Origin of the sequence: Sphaerotilus uruguayifluvii (genome assembly GCF_013294065.1) — a bacterium.
Classification (GTDB): Bacteria; Pseudomonadota; Gammaproteobacteria; order Burkholderiales; family Burkholderiaceae_C; genus Sphaerotilus; species Sphaerotilus uruguayifluvii.
The window spans coordinates 136,510-154,096 of record NZ_JABSNM010000003.1; the positions used below are offsets into that span (position 1 = coordinate 136,510).

Annotated in this window: 16 protein-coding genes; 6 read left to right on the forward strand and 10 right to left on the reverse strand. The window is 67.9% G+C overall.

From position 1 onward, the window contains the following. Positions 1 to 12 precede the first annotated feature (12 nt). The gene (gene trhP, locus HNQ01_RS04660) at positions 13 to 1,389 is read left to right on the forward strand and encodes a prephenate-dependent tRNA uridine(34) hydroxylase TrhP (RefSeq protein ID WP_353621634.1); all 1,377 of its coding nucleotides are present in this window, start codon (positions 13 to 15) and stop codon (positions 1,387 to 1,389) included. Between the two features lie 18 nt (positions 1,390 to 1,407). Here the strand turns inward: trhP and HNQ01_RS04665 are convergent, their stop codons facing one another. Together HNQ01_RS04665 and HNQ01_RS04670 are read right to left on the reverse strand one after the other, a co-directional pair. Further along, on the reverse strand, positions 1,408 to 1,758 hold the full coding sequence (locus tag HNQ01_RS04665; protein WP_149504006.1) for a chemotaxis protein: 351 nt from the start codon (positions 1,756 to 1,758) through the stop codon (positions 1,408 to 1,410). 37 nt (positions 1,759 to 1,795) lie between these two features. After that, positions 1,796 to 2,053, reverse strand: a complete 258-nt coding sequence (locus HNQ01_RS04670) for a hypothetical protein (protein WP_149504007.1) — start codon at positions 2,051 to 2,053, stop codon at positions 1,796 to 1,798. A gap of 179 nt (positions 2,054 to 2,232) precedes the next feature. Here HNQ01_RS04670 and HNQ01_RS04675 point away from each other — a divergent pair, with 179 nt between their 5' ends. Next, on the forward strand, positions 2,233 to 3,315 hold the full coding sequence (locus tag HNQ01_RS04675) for an MBL fold metallo-hydrolase (RefSeq protein ID WP_173804208.1): 1,083 nt from the start codon (positions 2,233 to 2,235) through the stop codon (positions 3,313 to 3,315). 154 nt (positions 3,316 to 3,469) lie between these two features. On the opposite strand, the gene HNQ01_RS04680 is transcribed toward HNQ01_RS04675, so the two are convergent. From HNQ01_RS04680 to HNQ01_RS04715, 8 genes are all read right to left on the reverse strand, one after another. Continuing rightward, positions 3,470 to 4,234 (reverse strand): LamB/YcsF family protein, encoded by a 765-nt coding sequence (locus HNQ01_RS04680; protein WP_173804209.1) that lies wholly within the window; start codon positions 4,232 to 4,234, stop codon positions 3,470 to 3,472. Positions 4,235 to 4,262: 28 nt separating this feature from the next. After that, on the reverse strand, positions 4,263 to 5,318 hold the full coding sequence (locus HNQ01_RS04685) for a 5-oxoprolinase subunit C family protein (protein ID WP_173804210.1): 1,056 nt from the start codon (positions 5,316 to 5,318) through the stop codon (positions 4,263 to 4,265). Further along, on the reverse strand, positions 5,315 to 6,049 hold the full coding sequence (locus HNQ01_RS04690; RefSeq protein ID WP_217427403.1) for a 5-oxoprolinase subunit B family protein: 735 nt from the start codon (positions 6,047 to 6,049) through the stop codon (positions 5,315 to 5,317). The genes HNQ01_RS04685 and HNQ01_RS04690 overlap by 4 nt, the downstream gene beginning before the upstream one ends. Positions 6,050 to 6,205: 156 nt before the next feature. Then, positions 6,206 to 8,215, reverse strand: a complete 2,010-nt coding sequence (locus tag HNQ01_RS04695) for a hypothetical protein (RefSeq protein WP_173804212.1) — start codon at positions 8,213 to 8,215, stop codon at positions 6,206 to 6,208. Between the two features lie 151 nt (positions 8,216 to 8,366). Beyond that, complete coding sequence (acnB, locus tag HNQ01_RS04700; RefSeq protein WP_173804213.1) at positions 8,367 to 10,958, reverse strand: bifunctional aconitate hydratase 2/2-methylisocitrate dehydratase; 2,592 nt, start codon at positions 10,956 to 10,958, stop codon at positions 8,367 to 8,369. 172 nt (positions 10,959 to 11,130) lie between these two features. Then, the gene (locus HNQ01_RS04705) at positions 11,131 to 11,607 is read right to left on the reverse strand and encodes a hypothetical protein (RefSeq protein ID WP_173804214.1); all 477 of its coding nucleotides are present in this window, start codon (positions 11,605 to 11,607) and stop codon (positions 11,131 to 11,133) included. Between the two features lie 114 nt (positions 11,608 to 11,721). Next, positions 11,722 to 12,741 carry an HpcH/HpaI aldolase/citrate lyase family protein gene (locus HNQ01_RS04710; RefSeq protein ID WP_173804376.1) on the reverse strand — a complete coding sequence of 340 codons (1,020 nt, stop codon included), beginning with the start codon at positions 12,739 to 12,741 and terminating at the stop codon, positions 11,722 to 11,724. Positions 12,742 to 12,911: 170 nt separating this feature from the next. Continuing rightward, complete coding sequence (locus HNQ01_RS04715; protein WP_149504013.1) at positions 12,912 to 13,898, reverse strand: malate dehydrogenase; 987 nt, start codon at positions 13,896 to 13,898, stop codon at positions 12,912 to 12,914. 202 nt (positions 13,899 to 14,100) lie between these two features. Between HNQ01_RS04715 and HNQ01_RS04720 the strand changes: the two genes are divergently transcribed. The 4 genes from HNQ01_RS04720 (at position 14,101) to sdhA (ending at position 17,586) form a co-directional block, all read left to right on the forward strand. Continuing rightward, on the forward strand, positions 14,101 to 14,862 hold the full coding sequence (locus HNQ01_RS04720) for a GntR family transcriptional regulator (RefSeq protein WP_434801484.1): 762 nt from the start codon (positions 14,101 to 14,103) through the stop codon (positions 14,860 to 14,862). 89 nt (positions 14,863 to 14,951) lie between these two features. Next, positions 14,952 to 15,353 (forward strand): succinate dehydrogenase, cytochrome b556 subunit, encoded by a 402-nt coding sequence (gene sdhC, locus HNQ01_RS04725; protein ID WP_173804216.1) that lies wholly within the window; start codon positions 14,952 to 14,954, stop codon positions 15,351 to 15,353. A 41-nt stretch (positions 15,354 to 15,394) separates the two neighbouring features. Then, on the forward strand, positions 15,395 to 15,760 hold the full coding sequence (gene sdhD / locus HNQ01_RS04730; protein WP_173804217.1) for a succinate dehydrogenase, hydrophobic membrane anchor protein: 366 nt from the start codon (positions 15,395 to 15,397) through the stop codon (positions 15,758 to 15,760). Continuing rightward, a complete protein-coding gene (gene sdhA, locus HNQ01_RS04735; protein ID WP_173804218.1) occupies positions 15,760 to 17,586 on the forward strand; it encodes a succinate dehydrogenase flavoprotein subunit in 1,827 nt (608 codons plus the stop codon). The genes sdhD and sdhA overlap by 1 nt, the downstream gene beginning before the upstream one ends. Position 17,587: the final 1 nt, after the last annotated feature.

A 17,587-nucleotide genomic window follows, 5' to 3' on the forward strand; every position in this document is an offset into this window, starting at 1 on the left:
GACAATGGCGGGGTGAAACCCGCCTTCTCCCCCGAACTGCTGCTCCCCGCCGGCTCGCTCGCCAAGATGCGCGCCGCCTACGACTTCGGCGCCGACGCCGTCTATGCCGGCCAGCCGCGCTACTCCCTGCGAGCGCGCAACAACGAGTTCCGGCTCGAACAGATCGGCCAGGGCATCGCCGAGGCGCATGCCCGGGGCCGCAAGTTCTTCGTCACCAGCAACCTGATCGCGCACAACGACAAGGTGCGCACCTACCTGCGCGACATCGAGCCGGTCATCGACCTCAAGCCCGACGCGCTGATCATGGCCGACCCCGGCCTGATCATGCAGGTGCGCGAGAAGTGGCCCGAGGTGCCGATCCACCTCTCGGTGCAGGCCAACACCACCAACTCGGCGACGGTGAAGTTCTGGCAGCGCGCCGGCATCAGCCGCATCATCCTGTCGCGCGAGCTCAGCCTCGACGAGATCGAATCGATCCGCCAAGACTGCCCGGACATGGAGCTGGAAGTCTTCGTGCACGGCGCGCTGTGCATCGCCTACTCGGGCCGCTGCCTGCTCTCGGGCTACTTCAACCGCCGCGACCCCAACCAGGGCACCTGCACCAACGCCTGCCGCTGGGACTACAAGACCCACGCCGCGGACGACCAGGCCAGCGACGCCGGCGACGCCCAGCCCATGAGGCTGGAGGGCGACTTCGACTTCGCCTCCGCCCAGCAGGAGGCCGAGAGCGCCTTCACCTCGACCTGCGGCAGCGGCCCGCGCCACCCGCTGGCCGACCGGGTCTACCTGCTCGAGGAAAAGGAGCGACCGGGCCAGCTGATGCCGATCATGGAAGACGAGCACGGCACCTACATCATGAACAGCAAGGACCTGCGTGCGGTCGAGCATGTGGCCCGGCTGGCGAAGATCGGCGTGGACTCGCTGAAGATCGAGGGCCGCACCAAGAGCCTCTACTACGTCGCCCGCACCGCGCAGGTCTACCGCCGCGCGATCGACGACGCGGTGGCCGGCCGGCCCTTCAATCCCGAGCTGCTGCTCGAGCTCGAAGGCCTGGCCAACCGCGGCTACACCGGCGGCCTGCTCGAGCGCCGCCCGAGCCAGGACTACCAGAACTACATCACCGGCCACTCGGTGGCGCACCGCAGCCAGTTCGTCGGCGAGGTGAGAAGCGTGCGCGAGGACGGCTGGGCCGAGGTCGAGACCAAGAACCGCTTCGCGGTCGGCGACACGCTCGAGGTCATCCACCCGTCGGGCAACCGGCGCGTGAAGCTCGAGCGCATGACCAGCCTGGAGGGCGCGCCGGTCGAGGTGGCCTCCGGCAGCCCGGTGCGGGTGTGGGTGCCGCTGGCCGGCCCGAGCGAAGGTGCGCTGATCGCGCGCATGCTCTGAGCCCGGCGGCAGGCGGCGTCAGAACCCGCCGTCGTCGCGCTCGCCGGGCGGCGGCCCCAGCGGATCGACGCCGCCGAAGTCGTCCGGCTCGATGATGCGGTCGGGCAGGATGTCCTGGCCGGACACCGGATCGTTGCCGTCCGCAGTGGCGCGCTCGCCGGTGCCCACCGCATCGCTGCCGGCGGCCTCCACCTCCGGCCAGAGCCGGTCGGCCAGCAGCTCGCCGTCGGCGGCGTCGGGCAGCAGCGGCTGTGCGCCCTGCAGATCGCTGCCGCTGTCGGACGAGTCGCTCGGACCCAGCAGGTCCGCGGCCAGATCATCTTCGAAGGCGTCGCCGGGGACGCCGTTGTACAGAGGGCTTTCGCTCATCGGTCTTCTCCGGGGCATGAACGTCGGTGGGGGCGCCTCAGCGCGAGCCGGGCACCAGCTGGCGGCGACGTTCGGCATCCAGGCCCGGCGTGGCACGCAGGTCGGTGTCGACCAGACCGCGCTCCAGATCCTGATGCGCCTGCTTCATCGTCGCCCGGTCGGGCGGCTCGGGACCGGTGACGGGCGTGCTGCCCTGGTCACGCTCGTGCGGCAGCGGCAGCACCTCCTCGCCAGGCGAGACCGGTGCAGGCCGGGTGGGTCGACGATCGAGCGAGGACGAGCGGTCTGAGGACATGGCGGGCAACTCCTGCGAGGTTCGGACGGGCTGAGGCGGCGCCATGGGGCTCGCCGCGTGCGGGGCCTCCACGGTAGGCCCTGCGCCGCGCGACGGGCGTAGGCGCGGGCATACTGGTCCTGTAGGACGGTCACGGGCCGGCCTGCGTCCTCTCGCCCTGCCCCGCCGCACCTCGATCCATGCCCCGACCTGCCCTGCCCGCCCGACTTCGGCGCCTTCCGGCCGCGCTGCTGACCCTGCTGCTGGTGCCGCTGCCGGGCTGTTCCGGCGACAAGGCTCCGCCATCGGCCGGCGCCCCCGCCCATCACACCGCCGAGGGATTTCGCAACCGCGACGGCAGCACCATCGACAAGTCGCAGTGGGAGGTCTGGCGCTGGCAGCTGAGCCGCCAAGATCCGCCGCGCCCGCAGCCGCCGCTTCCGGTGGTCGTGCCCGACCTGCAGGCGCCCGAGCCCAACATCACCTGGATCGGCCACTCGACGGTGCTGGCGCGGCTCGGCGGCCTGGCGGTGCTGACCGACCCGCAGTTCTCCGAGCGTGCCTCGCCGGTGTCCTGGGCCGGGCCGAAGCGGCTCGGCGCGCTGCCGCTCACCCCCGCGCAGCTGCCGCACATCGACGTGGTGCTGGTCTCGCACAACCACTACGACCACCTCGACGAGGCCTCGGTGCGGGCGCTGGCGGCGCAGCCGGGCGGCGCGCCGCTGTTCATCGTGCCGCTGAAGCTCAAGGCCTGGTTCGACGACCTGGACCTGGCCGGGCTGCGGGTGGTCGAGCTGGACTGGTGGCAGTCGCATGTCGAGCGCGGCGTCGAGTTCATGCTGACACCCGCCCGGCACTGGTCCAGCCGCACGCCCTTCGACCGGCAGCGCACGCTCTGGGGCGGATTCGCGGTGCTGGCGCCGGAGTTCCGGCTGATCTACACCGGAGACACCGGCTATAGCGGCGATTTCGCCGACATCCGCCGGCATCTGGCCCACCGCGGCAGCTTCGACCTGGCGCTGATTCCGGTGGGCTGCTACGAGCCGCGCGAGTTCATGCGCGCGCAGCACGTCAATCCGACCGACGCGGCGCAGATCCATCTCGACCTGGGCGCCCGGCGCTCGGTCGGCGTGCACTGGGGCACCTTCGAGGGCCTGTGCGACGAGCCGCTGGACCAGGCGCCGCGCGACCTGGCCGCGGCGCGGCGCCAGCTCGGCCTGGCCGACGAGGCCTTCACCGTGCTGAAGCACGGCGAGACGCTGCGGCTGCAGGGCGCGCGCTGAGTCCAGACACCTCCCGTCATGCCCGCGAAGGCGGGCACCCACGATGGGCCGCGGCTGTGGCTGTTGTGGCTGCTGCGTGCGTGGGTCCTCGCCTTCGCGAGGATGACGGTGGCGGTGGCGATGGCGGTGGCGACAGCGGACCGTTGACGGCGCGCTAGAAGGCGCGCACCGCCACGCCAGCGGCTGCCAGACCGGCGCGGATCGCGTCGGCCGCGGCCACCGCGTCCGGCCCGTCGCCGTGCACGCAGAGGCTGTCGATCGGCGTCGGCAGCCGCTGGCCGTCGATCGCGATGAGCGCGCCGGCCTCGAGCATCGACAGCACATGCGCTCGGCAGGCCTCGGCGCCGTGGATCATCGCGCCGGGCTGGCGGCGCGGCACCAGCTGGCCGTCGGGCCGGTAGGCGCGGTCGGCAAAGATCTCGTGCGCCACCGCCAGCCCGGCGCGCTCGCCCGCGCGCGCCAGCGCCGAGCAGGCCGGCGCCAGCAGCACCAGATCGCGGTCGAGCGCGCGCACCGCGCGGGCCACCGTGTCGGCCAGCGCCTCGTCCGCGCAGGCCAGATTGCTCAAGGCCCCGTGCGGCTTCACATGGCGCACCCGGCCGCCCTCGGCCGCGGCCAGCGCCTGCAGCGCGCCGATCTGGTAGATCAGCATCGCCTCCAGCTCGTCCGGCGCCAGGTCCATGCGGCGCCGGCCGAAGCCCTGCAGGTCCGGGAAGGACGGATGCGCGCCCAGCGCGACGCCGCCGGCCAGCGCCCGGCGCACCGTGCGGCGCATCACCAGCGGATCGCCCGCGTGGAAGCCGCAGGCGATGTTGGCGCTGCTGACCCGCGCCAGCATCGCGTCGTCGTCGCCCATCGTCCAGGCGCCGAAGCTCTCGCCGAGGTCGGCATTCAGGTCCACGCAGGCAGGCAGGCTCATGGTCGGTCGGGGCAAGGAAGGAGAAGGTTCAGGGCTCGGCGCGCAGCATGCCGGAGATCAGGTTGTCGCGGTAGAGCGCCTGCTCGTCGATGCCGCCGGGCGGACGTGCTGGCCGCAGCGCCGCGCACCAGGCCAGCCAGCGCACACGCAGCCGAGCCAGGGCCGCACGGGCGCCGGCCCCGTCGACCGCGGCGAAGGTCAGCCGCTCGCCCGGGCGCGCCTGCGCCAGCCGCGGCAGGTCGGCGCGGATGACGGTGGCGATCTTCGGGTAGCCGCCGACGGTCTGGGCATCGGCCAGCAGCACGATCGGCTGGCCGTCGGCCGGCACCTGGATCGCGCCGGGCACCACGCCGTCGGAGACGATGTCGGCCGCCGCCGCATCGACATGCGCCAGCGCCGGACCGGCCAGGCGCAGGCCCATGCGATCAAGCGCCGGCGTGACCTGCCAGGCACTGGCCAGCAGCCGCGCCCAGGCCCCGGCAGAGAAATGATCCTGCTGCGGACCGGGCAGCACACGGATCGGCCCGGCCTCCAGCCAGTCCGGCGCGGCCGCTGCGCACCACAGCCGCCGGTCCTGCGGCGCCAGCGCGCCGCAGCCGAAAGCATCGCCCGGCTGCAGCATGCGCCCGTCCAGCCCGCCCATGCGGGTGCGCAGATGGGTCGAGCGGCTGCCCAGCACCGGCGCGACCTGCACCCCGCCGCTGACCGCCATCCAGGCGCAGCCCCCGGACAGCGCCGCCAGATCCAGCACCGCGCCCGTCTCCAGCAGCACGCTCTGCCAGGGCGGCAGCGGCTGCACCTGCGCCTGCGCGTCGGGCGCCCAGGCGGCCGCGCCGCCCGCCACCGCCACCCGCACCGGCCCCTGCACCACCCGCAGCCGCAGCGCCGGGCCGCGCCATTCCAGGCAGGCCGCCTGCGGCGGGTTGCCGACCAGCGCATTGGCCGCGCCCGCCATCCAGCCGTCCAGCCAGCCCGCCAGCGCCACGCCCTCGTGACGATGCCCGACGCGGCCGGCGTCCTGCACCGTGCAGCCAGCGCCGCCGCGGACCACCTCGAGGCGGCCGTCGTGCGCGTCCGGTTTCATGCGTTCTCCGGCATCAGGAAGTCCTCGCGCCGCAGCCGCCCGGCGGCCCAGTCGGCCGCCAGCGCCGCATGGGCAGCCGCTTCGACCGGCTGCCAGCTCAGCCGGTCGCCGGCCGCCAGCCAGGCCGGCGCCTGCGGGTGATCGGCCTCGAACAGCGGCAGCGGCAGATGCCCGACCAGCCACCAGCCGCCCGGGCTGTCCCAGGGATAGACGCCGCACAGGCCGGCCGCCAGCGCGACCGAGCCCGCCGGCACCCGGGTGCGCGGCGTGGCGCGGCGCGGCAGGTGCAGCGCCTGCGGCAGACCGATCAGGTAGGGAAATCCGGGCATGAAGCCGATCAGCCCGACCCGCAGCACCGCACGGCACAGGCCGTCGATCACCGCCTCGGGCGGCAGACCCAGGCGCTCGGCCAGCTCGCCCAGGTCGGGCGCGAAGGCCGGCTCGGCACACAGCGGCAGCCGCCAGTGGCGCCCGGCCGGCAGATCGGCGCCGGGCGCACCGGCCAGCGCCAGCAGTTGCGCGCCCAGCGCCTCGGCCTCGACCGCCTCGGGCTCGAAATGCACCGTCAGCGAGCGCAGCGTCGGCACCAGATCGACCACGCCGGGCAGCTGCGCCGCGCGCACCCGTGCCGCCAGCCGCGCCACCTGCTCGGCCAGCGCCGGATCGAGGCGGCGGCCGAACTCGAGCGTCCAGGCGGCGTCGCCCAGCGGCAGCAGCCGCGGCGAGGTCATTGCCAGATGGTCTGCGCTGATGTCTTCATGACTCATGCCAGCCCCAAATTCAGGTCTCAGGCATTCATGCCCTTTGCGTTTTCGACGGCCGGCTCAAATCCGAAATACAACATACCGGGCATCAATTCAGAATCCATATCTGACCATGCACTGAATTTATAGTCGCAGGTTATGCCGTGCGTAGGCGTACTCCTCATAGAAATCTCTTAAAGGGGTGATTAACCGCCTCGTGCGCTGCAGCTCGCTGGAGAATGTCTCGTTGTCGACAGTGTTCTCCAAGAGAAGGAGAAGATGAAACACTGAAAGACTCCAGCAACGTGAGTACGGCAATGGAGACTTCAGATAGTCATCCTCTCCGACCGACTGCGCAGCGACCTTGAGCTTCTTGAACCATCCCCCCAATTCTTCGAGCTGATCCTGCTTTTGGGGGTCGACGGTTTCAAAGTTTGCTACTGAACCCGCCTTGAGGAATTGCGCCAAGAATAGCCGGTCGTGAAGACTACCCAGATCACCGCGGGTGATCGATACCTTGAGAACCTCTCGACCAGACAGAAAGACCGGAGCTTCACCACTCTTTGATTTCAACCGAAGGACGCCACTTTTTGCCAGCGCCGCATGTCGCGACATGGCCTGCGCTTGGGGGCGAACGATTGCTTGGGCAAGATCGACCAAGGCTGCCAGATCATCACCCGACCTCGCCTTGCGCGTGAGCAACTTGCTCTTGAGTTCGATGAAGATCACTGCCTCGTTTGTCTCAATCACGGCATCGCACTCACCGTCGTCGCCGGCTTGGTCGTAGTCACCACAGAGAACGGTCACCCCTTTCTCGGACAGCTTGTCGCGAACGAACTCCTCGAACATCGATCCCAGTGCTTCACTATCGAAGTTTCCGCCCTTGGGCCATGCTCGACGACACCAATCCATCGTCGCATTCAATACTGCCCGCGCGCCAATCGACGGCGGTTGCATCACCAAGGCATCCCCGACAGCAAGAAGTGGCCGAAAAGCCGCATCGACATGCTCGTCTTTTGGGGGAAACGTAAGACTCTGGTTGGCCCCATTCTTGTGGCAGAAGATGTCTCTCAAGAGCGCGACGGCCGGAACCACGTCAGCATTGACCGCAACGGCAGCGGCGACAGGACGAATCACCGTGAATTCATCGATCATCTTGGCTGTCGCACAGGCGTGCAGCAGCATCGATGCGAGGGAGTGAACCTGTGATGCCGACGTGCCGGATTTGCTCTTGAGCGACGCGAACGACGGATGCCGCATCATCCAATCGAGAAAACTCTTTACGTGAGACACCTTGGCCTGTGTGACCAGGAACACTGAGTCGTAGACAGTCGACTGCCGCAGGATGGGAACGACGTCGGCTACGCGTGCAAACATCAGGTCAAACGATCGCGGAACCAAATCCAGCATTGCCGTGGCGTTGGTCAACAATGCCAACAAATCCGTCAATGCGCGTTGCGGATCGGACGCAGTTGGCTCCAGGGAAAAGTAGCGGATCCCCAGCTGGTACAGGTAAGCCAGAGGCTGTTGCGGAGTAGCATCAATCTGCACAACATACCCTGGTCGACCGAGATTGAACCGACCAGTGAAATCACTCCAACGTGGTCGCATTGCGCCCGCTGCCGAGATGGCAAGTGACTGTCCAAGTGACTTTGCAAGCCGATGAATTTCGTCAACAAGGCGCGACAACTCGGAATCGGGCATGTCTGCACCGCCCGTCGCAGGGAGATCGATTCGGTACCCCTTGTCGCGCAAGATCCTGACCGCATGCGAAAGCGTCGAGATTCGGGCATTGGTGGAGATGCTCTGGTCGATCGGCATGTGGCTCTTATGCGACGCAGCCAGCCTATCCGCCAAGCCGACTGCGCGAGACCAATCACTCTGCGCCGTAGGCGAGTTACCACGCCGGCGAAGCGCCTGCTGGATGCACGCCGCCACGCGCCAGCTACGTTCAATCTCTATACCATCGCACAGATGCCTGATTCCGAGATCCTCAAGGAACTCGACCGCCGTGCGCAGGGACTGATCACTTTCAACTGGCGTGAAACAGCCTCTAATTTCTTCCAGATAAACCTCCTCGTCCATGCTTCGTGTGGCATCTGATTCCGACGCAGGGAGGTTATCCACCAGACTGCAGAAGTCGTTGAGGTTCATTGGAATTTAGTCTGATCATGAATGCATACACATTCATGACCGCACGGTTGCTGATGACAACTCATTAAAAAAGCCCACCAAGGTTCCCCCGGCGGGCTTTTTTCAGGTTTAGGCGATTCGCACCGCCAAGATCAATCGGCTAGCTGCCGATTCAGGCGTTCACGCCCTTGGCGTTCTCGACATATTCCTCGATCTGGTCGAAGTTCATGTACTTGTAGATCTTGTCGGCATTCTTGGTGACGACGCCGATCTCGGCCATGTATTCCTCGACGGTCGGGATGCGGCCCAGCTTCGAGCACACCGCGGCCAGCTCGGCCGAGCCCAGGAACACGTTGGTGTTCTTGCCCAGGCGGTTCGGGAAGTTGCGGGTCGAGGTCGACATGGCGGTCGAGCCTTCCTTGATCTGCGCCTGGTTGCCCATGCACAGCGAGCAGCCCGGCATTTCCATGCGGGCGCCGGCGCCGCCCAGGGTGGCGTAGTAGCCTTCCTTGGTCAGCTCGGAGGCATCCATCTTGGTCGGCGGGGCCACCCACAGGCGCACCGGGATGTCCTTCTTGCCCTTCAGGATCTCGCCGGCGGCGCGGAAGTGACCGATGTTGGTCATGCACGAACCGACGAAGACTTCGTCGATCTGGGTGCCGGTGACTTCGGACATGAACTTAGCGTCGTCCGGGTCGTTCGGGCAGCAGACGATCGGCTCCTTGATGTCGGCCAGATCGATCTCGATGACGGCGGCGTACTCGGCGTCGGCATCGGCCTTGAGCAGCTGCGGATCAGCCAGCCAGGCTTCGACCTTCTCGATGCGGCGCGCCAGCGTCTTCGCGTCGGCGTAGCCGTCGGCGATCATGTTCTTCATCAGGACGATGTTCGAGCGCAGGTACTCGGCGATCGGCTCGGGGTTCAGCTGCACCGTGCAGGCGGCGGCCGAACGCTCGGCGGCGGCGTCCGACAGCTCGAACGCCTGCTCGACCTTCAGGTTCGGCAGACCTTCGATCTCGAGCACGCGGCCCGAGAAGACGTTCTTCTTGCCCTTCTTCTCGACGGTCAGCAGACCGGCCTTGATGGCGTACAGCGGGATCGCGTGGACCAGATCGCGCAGCGTGATGCCGGGCTGCATCTCGCCCTTGAAGCGCACCAGCACCGATTCCGGCATGTCGAGCGGCATCACGCCGGTCGCGGCGCCGAAGGCCACCAGACCCGAACCTGCCGGGAAGCTGATGCCGATCGGGAAGCGGGTGTGCGAGTCGCCGCCGGTGCCGACGGTGTCGGGCAGCAGCAGGCGGTTCAGCCAAGAGTGGATCACGCCGTCGCCCGGGCGCAGCGCCACGCCACCGCGGTTGGCGATGAACTTGGGCAGCTCGCGGTGCATCTTCACGTCCACCGGCTTCGGATAGGCGGCGGTGTGGCAGAAGGACTGCATGACCAGATCGGCCGAGAAGCCCAGGCAGGCCAGGTCCTTCAGCTCGTCGCGGGTCATCGGGCCGGTGGTGTCCTGCGAACCCACGGTCGTCATCTTCGGCTCGCAGTAGGTGCCCGGGCGGATGCCCTGGCCTTCCGGCAGGCCGCAGGCGCGGCCGACCATCTTCTGCGCCAGCGTGAAGCCGGCCGTGCTGGCGGCCGGAGCCTTGGGCAGACGGAACAGCGTCGAGGCGGGCAGACCCAGCGCTTCGCGGGCCTTGGCGGTCAGCGAGCGGCCGATGATCAGGTTGATGCGGCCGCCGGCGCGCACTTCGTCCAGCAGCACGTCGCTCTTCAGCGAGAACTCGGCGACGGTCTCGCCACCCTTGGTGATCTTGCCGTCGTACGGCAGCACGTCGATGACGTCACCCATTTCCAGCTTGGAAACGTCGACTTCGATCGGCAGCGAGCCGGAGTCTTCCTGCGTGTTGAAGAAGATCGGAGCGATCTTGCCGCCCAGGGTCACGCCGCCGAAGCGCTTGTTCGGCACGAAGGGAATGTCTTCGCCGGTGGCCCAGATGACCGAGTTGGTCGCCGACTTGCGCGACGAGCCGGTGCCGACCACGTCGCCGACGTAGGCGACCAGGTTGCCCTTCTTCTTCAGGTCGTCGATGAACTGCATCGGGCCGCGCACGCCGTCCTGCTCCGGCACGAAGGCCGCGCCCGGACGGGTGTTCTTCAGCATCGCCAGATAGTGCATCGGGATGTCCGGACGGCTCCAGGCATCCGGGGCCGGCGACAGGTCGTCGGTGTTGGTCTCGCCGGGCACCTTGAACACGGTCACGGTGATCGACTTCGGCACTTCCGGACGGCTGGTGAACCACTCGGCGTCGGCCCACGACTGCATCACTTCCTGCGCCTTGGCGTTGCCCGCCTTGGCCTTGGCGGCGACGTCGTTGAAGTAGTCGAACATCAGCAGGGTCTTCTTCAGACCTTCGGCGGCGATGCCGGCGACTTCCGCGTCGTCGAGCAGCTCGATCAGCGGGTGCACGTTGTAGCCACCGACCATGGTGCCCAGCAGCTCGGTCGCCTTGGCCTTCGAGACCAGGCCCACCGACAGCTCGCCGTGCGCGACGGCGGCCAGGAAGCTGGCCTTGACCTTGGCGGCATCGTCCACGCCCGGCGGCACGCGGTGCGTCAGCAGATCGACCAGGAACGCTTCCTCGCCAGCCGGCGGGTTCTTGATCAGCTCGATCAGTTCGGCGACCTGCTTGGCATCGAGGGCGAGCGGCGGGATGCCGAGGGCGGCGCGTTCGGCGACGTGTTGACGATAGGCTTGCAGCATGAAGAGCTCCGTGCGGTGTGGCAGTGCCCCGATCGGCTTGCGGGCCGGGCGGCCCTGGGCAGGGGTTAGTCCGGTATTTTATGTCTTATATAAGACTTGCCAAGAGGCGGGTGTGTCACGCGAGGTACAGCGGCCGGAGCCGCCGCTGTCACATCCCGGCGCGCCGACCGGATCAGCGCGAGGCCGGAGCGCCGGCTTCGGCCGACTGCTGCGGCTTCTTCTGGTCCGGATGGACACACTCGTCGACCATGCGCTGGCCGGCCTTGGCGTTCATCAGCATCGACTTGTTGGCGATCTGGATCCAGACGACGCCGGTGTGCTTGTCCTCGAGGCGGACCGCGCCGGTGGTGGTCGGCTCCGGCGCCATCGTGTACTGGCGCTTGTTGAAGTTCAGGTGGAAATAGCCGGGCTTGTCGGCCGGCGACAGGTCGACCTTCTGGCCGAACTCGCACTGCTGCGCACCGACGAGCACGCGGCCGGCGCTGTCGATCTGCTCCGGGCTCAGGTCGGCCAGCACGGCCGGCGCCGGCGCGGCCTCGGCTGCCGCGGCGGCCTTCTTCTTCGTGACGGCCGAGGCCGGGACGGCGGACAGGGCGCAGGCGACGGCGATCAGCGCCAGGGACAGGGTGCGGGTGGCGGAGGTGGTCATCGGAAGACTCCGGAAAACAGGAACGAAGGCCGCGATTGTGCCCAAGCCCCTGCCGGCCGATCCCCGCTTTACAGACGGGAACGCGACCGATCGTGACAGGTCGCGCGCCTGTCCTCAGGCCTGCGCGAAGAAATGCCGCTGGATCTCGGCCGGCAGCGGGCCGGTGCGGTGCGCACGCTCGAGCACATGCCAGAAGTAGCGGTAGCTCGCGCGGTCGTGCAGCGTGTCCTGCCCGTGGTGGCGGTGGCGGATCGGCCCCCAGCCGGCGGCCTGCGCGGCCAGCAGGATCTCAGCGGCCTGGTCGACCTCGGCGCTGGTGGGCGAGAAGGCGTCGACGATGGTGCGGATCTGGTCCGGGTGGATGCTCCACATCCGGGTGTAGCCGAGCTGGCGGCAGGCCTTGGTCGCGGCCTCCTCCAGCGCGGAGAGGTGCTTGAACTCGGTGACGACGCAGTGCGAGGGCACCTTGCCCCAGCAGTGGCAGGCGGCGGCAATCTCCAGCTTGGCGCGCATCACCAGCGGATGCTCGAACTGGCCCTTGACCGACATGCCGCTCTGCGGGATGGCGCCGCGGTGGTCGGAGACGAAGTCCATCAGGCCGAAGGACAGCGACTCGATGCGCGGATGCGCCGCCAGCGCCTGCACCTCGCGCAGCGCGCCATGCGTCTCGACCAGCGCATGCACCGGAATCGCCCGCCCGACGCCGTGGCGGGCGATGGCGTCGTCGATCGCGGCGACCGCGCGCTCGACATCGGCCAGGCCGCGCGGCTTGGGCACCATGATGTAGGCCACGCGCGCGCCGGCACGGGCGACGATGGCGTCGACCATCGCCTCGAAGGCCGGATGGTCGACGGTCTGCACCCGCGCGCCGACGCGGTCGAAGCGGTTGGCGCCCGAGTCGATCATCTCGGCGATCAGCTGCGCGTGCTCGAGCTCGCCGCCGACCGGCGCGCCGTCCTCGCCGTCGAGCGTGATGTCGAAGACGGGGCCGAGCTCGGCCTGCATCTCCAGGCTCTTGCGCATGCGCACCTCGACGCCGGCGTAGTGGTCGCAGACCGGCAGGTCGGCCGGCAGCAGCTCGCCGGCATCGAACAGCGCGTCGCGCGGATGGACGGAGTGCGGGGCGGTGGACATCGTGCTCATGATCGGAATCCGGGGCGTGGAGGTCGGAGGGGAAGACCGGGCAGAAACGGAAAAAGGCCGGCGCTTGTGGCGGCCGGCCTTTCATTGTGGACCGGCCGGGATCGGCTGGTCCGTGCCGCGCTCCGGTCAGGAACGCGGCGGACACCTGCGCTGGCAGCGCGTCAGAGCATGCCCTTGACGGCGTCGGCCTCGTCGGTCAGTTCCTTCAGGGTGATGGCGATCTTTTCCTGGCTGTAGGCGTCGATCTCCAGGCCCTGGATGATCTTGTAGCCGCCGTCCTTGCACTCGCACGGGAAGCCGAAGACGATGCCTTCCGGGATGCCGTAGGAGCCGTCCGACGGGACACCCATCGTGACCCACTCGTCCGAGCCCAGCACCCAGTCGCGGACGTGGTCGATGGCGGCGTTGGCGGCCGAGGCGGCCGACGACAGGCCGCGGGCCTCGATGATGGCGGCGCCGCGCTTGCCCACCGTCGGCAGGAAGACGTCGTTGTTCCAGACGGCGTCGTTGACCAGGGCCTTCACGCTGTCACCGTTGGAGGTGCAGAAGCGGTAGTCGGCGTACATGGTCGGCGAGTGGTTGCCCCACACGACCAGCTGCTTCAGGCTGGCGACGTCGCGGCCGGTCTTGGCAGCGAGCTGGCTCAGCGCGCGGTTGTGGTCCAGGCGCAGCATGCCGTGGTAGTTGGCCGGGTTCGTGCGGCCGACCTTCTTGGCGGCGGCGGCGGCGATGTAGGCGTTGGTGTTGCAGGGGTTGCCCACGACCAGCACCTTGACGTCTTCCTTGGCGTTCTCGGCGATGGCCTTGCCCTGGACCGTGAAGATCGCGCCGTTGGCGGTCAGCAGGTCGGCACGCTCCATGCCCTTCGAGCGGGGACGTGCGCCCACCAGCAGGCAGACGTCGGCGTCCTTGAAGGCCACGTTCGGATCATCGGTGGCGAACATGCCGGCCAGCAGCGGGAAGGCGCAGTCCTCCAGTTCCATCATCACGCCCTTGCAGGCGTTCTGGGCCTGCGGCAGGTCCAGCAGCTGCAGGATGACCGGCTGGTCCTTGCCCAGCATCTCGCCCGAGGCGATGCGGAACAGCAGGGAGTAACCGATCTGGCCGGCGGCGCCGGTGACGGCGACGCGAACGGGGGACTTGCTCATGGGCGAGGCTCCTGGAATTGGGGTGCGGCGAGAGTGCTGCCGGGGGGTGGGGTCTACTTGAAAAGCACCGCGCAGTCTAGGTGTCGACCCGGACCCTGTCAACGATCTTATGTCTTATATAAGACATCTTGTAGAACAGCGTTGCAACCCGACACTCGCTTGTGCTGCAATGCCGGCCATGCCGCAATCCGCCTCTTCATCAATGCCGATGAATGCCCCGCCGGACTCCGCGGGGGACGGCGGCGCGCCCTCCTTCAGCCCGCTCTACCAGCAGATCAAGGCGCTGATCATGCGCGGCCTGCAGGCCGGCGAGTGGAAGCCGGGCGAGGCGATCCCCAGCGAACTCGAGCTGGCCGCGCGCTTTCGCGTCAGCCAGGGCACCGTGCGTAAGGCTATCGACGAACTGGCAGCCGAGAATCTGCTGGTTCGCCGCCAGGGCAAGGGCACCTTCGTCGCCACCCACAGCGAGCAGAAGATCCAGTATCGATTCCTGCGGCTGCAGCCCGAAGGCGGCGGCGAGCCGGTGCCGATGCAGCGCCAGTTCCTGGACTGCCGCCGCATTCCCGCGCCGGCCGACGTCGCCCGCGCGCTGGCGCTTCGGGCCGGCGAGATGACGGTGGAGGTCCGTCGCACCCTGTCGCAGAACGGGCGCCCGATCGTGCTGGACGACATCTGGCTGCCGGCCAGCCTCTTCAAGGGGCTGACGGCGCAGCGCATGGGTGACTACAAGGGGCCCCTGTACGGCCTGTTCGAGTCCGAGTTCGGCGTCAGGATGATCCGGGCGGAGGAGAAGATCCGGGCCGTGGCGGCGGACGGCGAGGTGGCAGGCGTGCTCGGTGTTGACGCGGGAAGCCCCCTGCTCAGCGTCGAGCGGCTGTCGTTCACGTATGGTGACAAGCCCGTGGAACTGCGCAGGGGCTTCTACAACACCTCGACGCATCACTATCGCAACGAGCTGAACTGAAAAGGACGGGTCAGCGTGCCGGCAACGGTGCTTTGCCTGCTGCGTTGCAATAAAATTCCGCGGTTTCTTCGTAATTACAAAGGCATCTCATGGCAGACACCCTCAAACAGCGGCCAGGCCCGATGCGTCTCATCGACGCGACCCAGTACCGGCTTCCCATCGCGGCGAAGCTGTCGATCCTCCACCGCGCCAGCGGCATCATCATGTTCGTGCTGCTGCCGTTCATCATCTGGATGTTCGACAAGAGCGTGAGCTCGGAGATCTCCTACGGCGAGTTCGCCGCGGTGCTGGCCAGCCCGCTGGCCAAGATCGTCGTGCTGGGCCTGATCTGGTCCTACCTGCACCACTTCTGCGCCGGCGTGCGCCACCTGTGGATGGACGCCACCCACAGCGTCACCAAGGAGCAGGGCAAGTCCTCGGCCGTCGTCAGCTTCGCGATCAGCCTGCTGCTGACCGTCGCCCTCGGCGCCAAGCTGTTCGGCCTGTTCTGAGCCTGTCTGACCTTTAGAGACGTCGAGAGACGGTTTCCCCCATGTCCAAGAACTACGGTTCCAAGCGCATCGTCACCGGTGCGCACTACGGCCTGCGCGACTGGCTCGTGCAGCGTGTCACCGCGGTGCTGATGGCGCTGTTCACCATCGTGCTGCTGGTGCAGGTGCTGTTCGGCGGCCCGCTGGGCTATGACACCTGGTCGGGCATCTTCGCCCAGCAATGGATGAAGACGCTGACCTTCACCGTCATCATCGCCTTCGCATGGCACGCCTGGGTCGGCGTGCGCGACATCTACATGGACTACGTCACCAAGTCGGTCGGCCTGCGCCTGACCCTGCAGGTGGCCACGGTCGTCTGGCTCGTCGGCTGCGCCGGCTGGGCAGTGCAAGTTCTCTGGAGACTCTGATGGCGTCGATCGCTACTTCCGCCAGCTATTCTGGTTCCCTGCCGCGCCGCAAGTTCGATGTCGTCATCGTCGGTGCAGGCGGCTCGGGCATGCGCGCCTCGCTGCAGCTCGCGCGCGCCGGCCTGAACGTCGCCGTCCTGACCAAGGTCTTCCCGACCCGCTCGCACACCGTCGCCGCCCAGGGTGGCGTCGGCGCCTCGCTGGGCAACATGTCGGAAGACAACTGGCACTACCACTTCTACGACACCATCAAGGGCTCGGACTGGCTGGGCGACCAGGACGCCATCGAGTTCATGTGCCGTGAAGCGCCGAAGGTCGTCTACGAGCTCGAGCACTTCGGCATGCCGTTCGACCGCAATGCCGACGGCACCATCTACCAGCGTCCGTTCGGCGGCCACACCGCCAACTACGGCGAGAAGCCCGTCCAGCGCGCCTGCGCCGCCGCCGACCGCACCGGCCACGCGATGCTGCACACGCTGTACCAGCAGAACGTCAAGTCGCGCACGCAGTTCTTCGTCGAATGGATGGCGCTGGACCTGATCCGCGACGCCGAAGGCGACGTGGTCGGCGTGACCGCGCTCGAGATGGAGACCGGCGAGCTGTTCATCTTCGAGGCCAAGAGCGTGCTGCTGGCCACGGGTGGCGCGGGCCGCATCTTCGCTGCATCGACCAACGCCTTCATCAACACCGGCGACGGCCTGGGCATGGCCGCGCGCGCCGGCATCCCGCTGCAGGACATGGAGTTCTGGCAGTTCCACCCGACCGGCGTGGCCGGCGCGGGCGTGCTGCTGACCGAAGGCTGCCGCGGCGAAGGCGCGATCCTGCGCAACGTCAACGGCGAGCGCTTCATGGAGCGCTATGCGCCGACGCTGAAGGATCTGGCCCCGCGCGACTTCGTCTCGCGCTGCATGGACCAGGAGATCAAGGAAGGTCGCGGCTGCGGTCCCAACAAGGACTACGTCGTGCTCGACATGACCCACCTGGGCGGCGACACCATCCTGAAGCGCCTGCCCTCTGTGTTCGAGATCGGCCACAACTTCGCCAACGTCGACATCACGAAGGAGCCGATCCCCGTGGTGCCGACCATCCACTACCAGATGGGTGGCATCCCGACCGGCATCACCGGCCAGGTCGTGACGACGAAGGACAACGTCAACACCATCGTGAACGGCCTGTACGCGGTGGGCGAATGCTCCTGCGTGTCGGTGCACGGCGCCAACCGCCTGGGCACCAACTCGCTGCTCGACCTGCTGGTGTTCGGCAAGTCGGCCGGCAACCACATCATCGAGTCGCTGGCCAAGTCGCCGAAGTCGCACAAGGACCTGCCGAAGGACGCCGCCGACCGCTCGCTGGCCCGCCTGGCCCGCCTGGACGCCAGCACCTCGGGCGAGTACGCCCAGGACGTCGCCGGCGACATCCGCTCCGCGATGCAGCAGCACGCCGGCGTGTTCCGCACCCAGAAGACGATGGACGAGGGCGTGGTCAAGATCAACGCGATCCGCGAGCGCGTGCGCAACATCACGCTCAAGGACAAGTCGAAGGTCTTCAACACCGCCCGCATCGAGGCGCTGGAAGTCGACAACCTGATGGAAGCCGCCCAGGCCACGATGACCTCGGCCGCCGCCCGCAAGGAATGCCGTGGCGCGCACACCGTCAAGGACTACGAGCGCGGTGCCGACGACAAGGAATTCCCGCTGGGCCGCAACGACAAGGAATGGATGAAGCACACCCTGTGGGACAGTGCCACCAACTCGCTGTCGTACAAGTCCGTCAACCTGAAGCCGCTGACCGTCGAGTCGGTGCCGCCGAAGGTCCGTACCTTCTAAG

Excerpts from the sequence above, each read along its gene's own strand:
- HNQ01_RS04665 (WP_149504006.1), bottom strand. The coding sequence starts at position 1,758 with ATGAGCGAAAGCCCTCTGTACAACGGCGTCCCCGGCGACGCCTTCGAA.
- HNQ01_RS04670 (WP_149504007.1), bottom strand. The coding sequence starts at position 2,053 with ATGTCCTCAGACCGCTCGTCCTCGCTCGATCGTCGACCCACCCGGCCT.
- HNQ01_RS04675 (WP_173804208.1), top strand. The coding sequence starts at position 2,233 with ATGCCCCGACCTGCCCTGCCCGCCCGACTTCGGCGCCTTCCGGCCGCG.
- HNQ01_RS04680 (WP_173804209.1), bottom strand. The coding sequence starts at position 4,234 with ATGAGCCTGCCTGCCTGCGTGGACCTGAATGCCGACCTCGGCGAGAGC.
- HNQ01_RS04685 (WP_173804210.1), bottom strand. The coding sequence starts at position 5,318 with ATGAAACCGGACGCGCACGACGGCCGCCTCGAGGTGGTCCGCGGCGGC.
- HNQ01_RS04690 (WP_217427403.1), bottom strand. The coding sequence starts at position 6,049 with ATGACCTCGCCGCGGCTGCTGCCGCTGGGCGACGCCGCCTGGACGCTC.
- HNQ01_RS04695 (WP_173804212.1), bottom strand. The coding sequence starts at position 8,215 with ATGAACCTCAACGACTTCTGCAGTCTGGTGGATAACCTCCCTGCGTCG.
- acnB (WP_173804213.1), bottom strand. The coding sequence starts at position 10,958 with ATGCTGCAAGCCTATCGTCAACACGTCGCCGAACGCGCCGCCCTCGGC.
- HNQ01_RS04705 (WP_173804214.1), bottom strand. The coding sequence starts at position 11,607 with ATGACCACCTCCGCCACCCGCACCCTGTCCCTGGCGCTGATCGCCGTC.
- HNQ01_RS04710 (WP_173804376.1), bottom strand. The coding sequence starts at position 12,741 with ATGTCCACCGCCCCGCACTCCGTCCATCCGCGCGACGCGCTGTTCGAT.
- HNQ01_RS04715 (WP_149504013.1), bottom strand. The coding sequence starts at position 13,898 with ATGAGCAAGTCCCCCGTTCGCGTCGCCGTCACCGGCGCCGCCGGCCAG.
- HNQ01_RS04720 (WP_434801484.1), top strand. The coding sequence starts at position 14,101 with ATGCCGATGAATGCCCCGCCGGACTCCGCGGGGGACGGCGGCGCGCCC.
- sdhC (WP_173804216.1), top strand. The coding sequence starts at position 14,952 with ATGGCAGACACCCTCAAACAGCGGCCAGGCCCGATGCGTCTCATCGAC.
- sdhD (WP_173804217.1), top strand. The coding sequence starts at position 15,395 with ATGTCCAAGAACTACGGTTCCAAGCGCATCGTCACCGGTGCGCACTAC.
- sdhA (WP_173804218.1), top strand. The coding sequence starts at position 15,760 with ATGGCGTCGATCGCTACTTCCGCCAGCTATTCTGGTTCCCTGCCGCGC.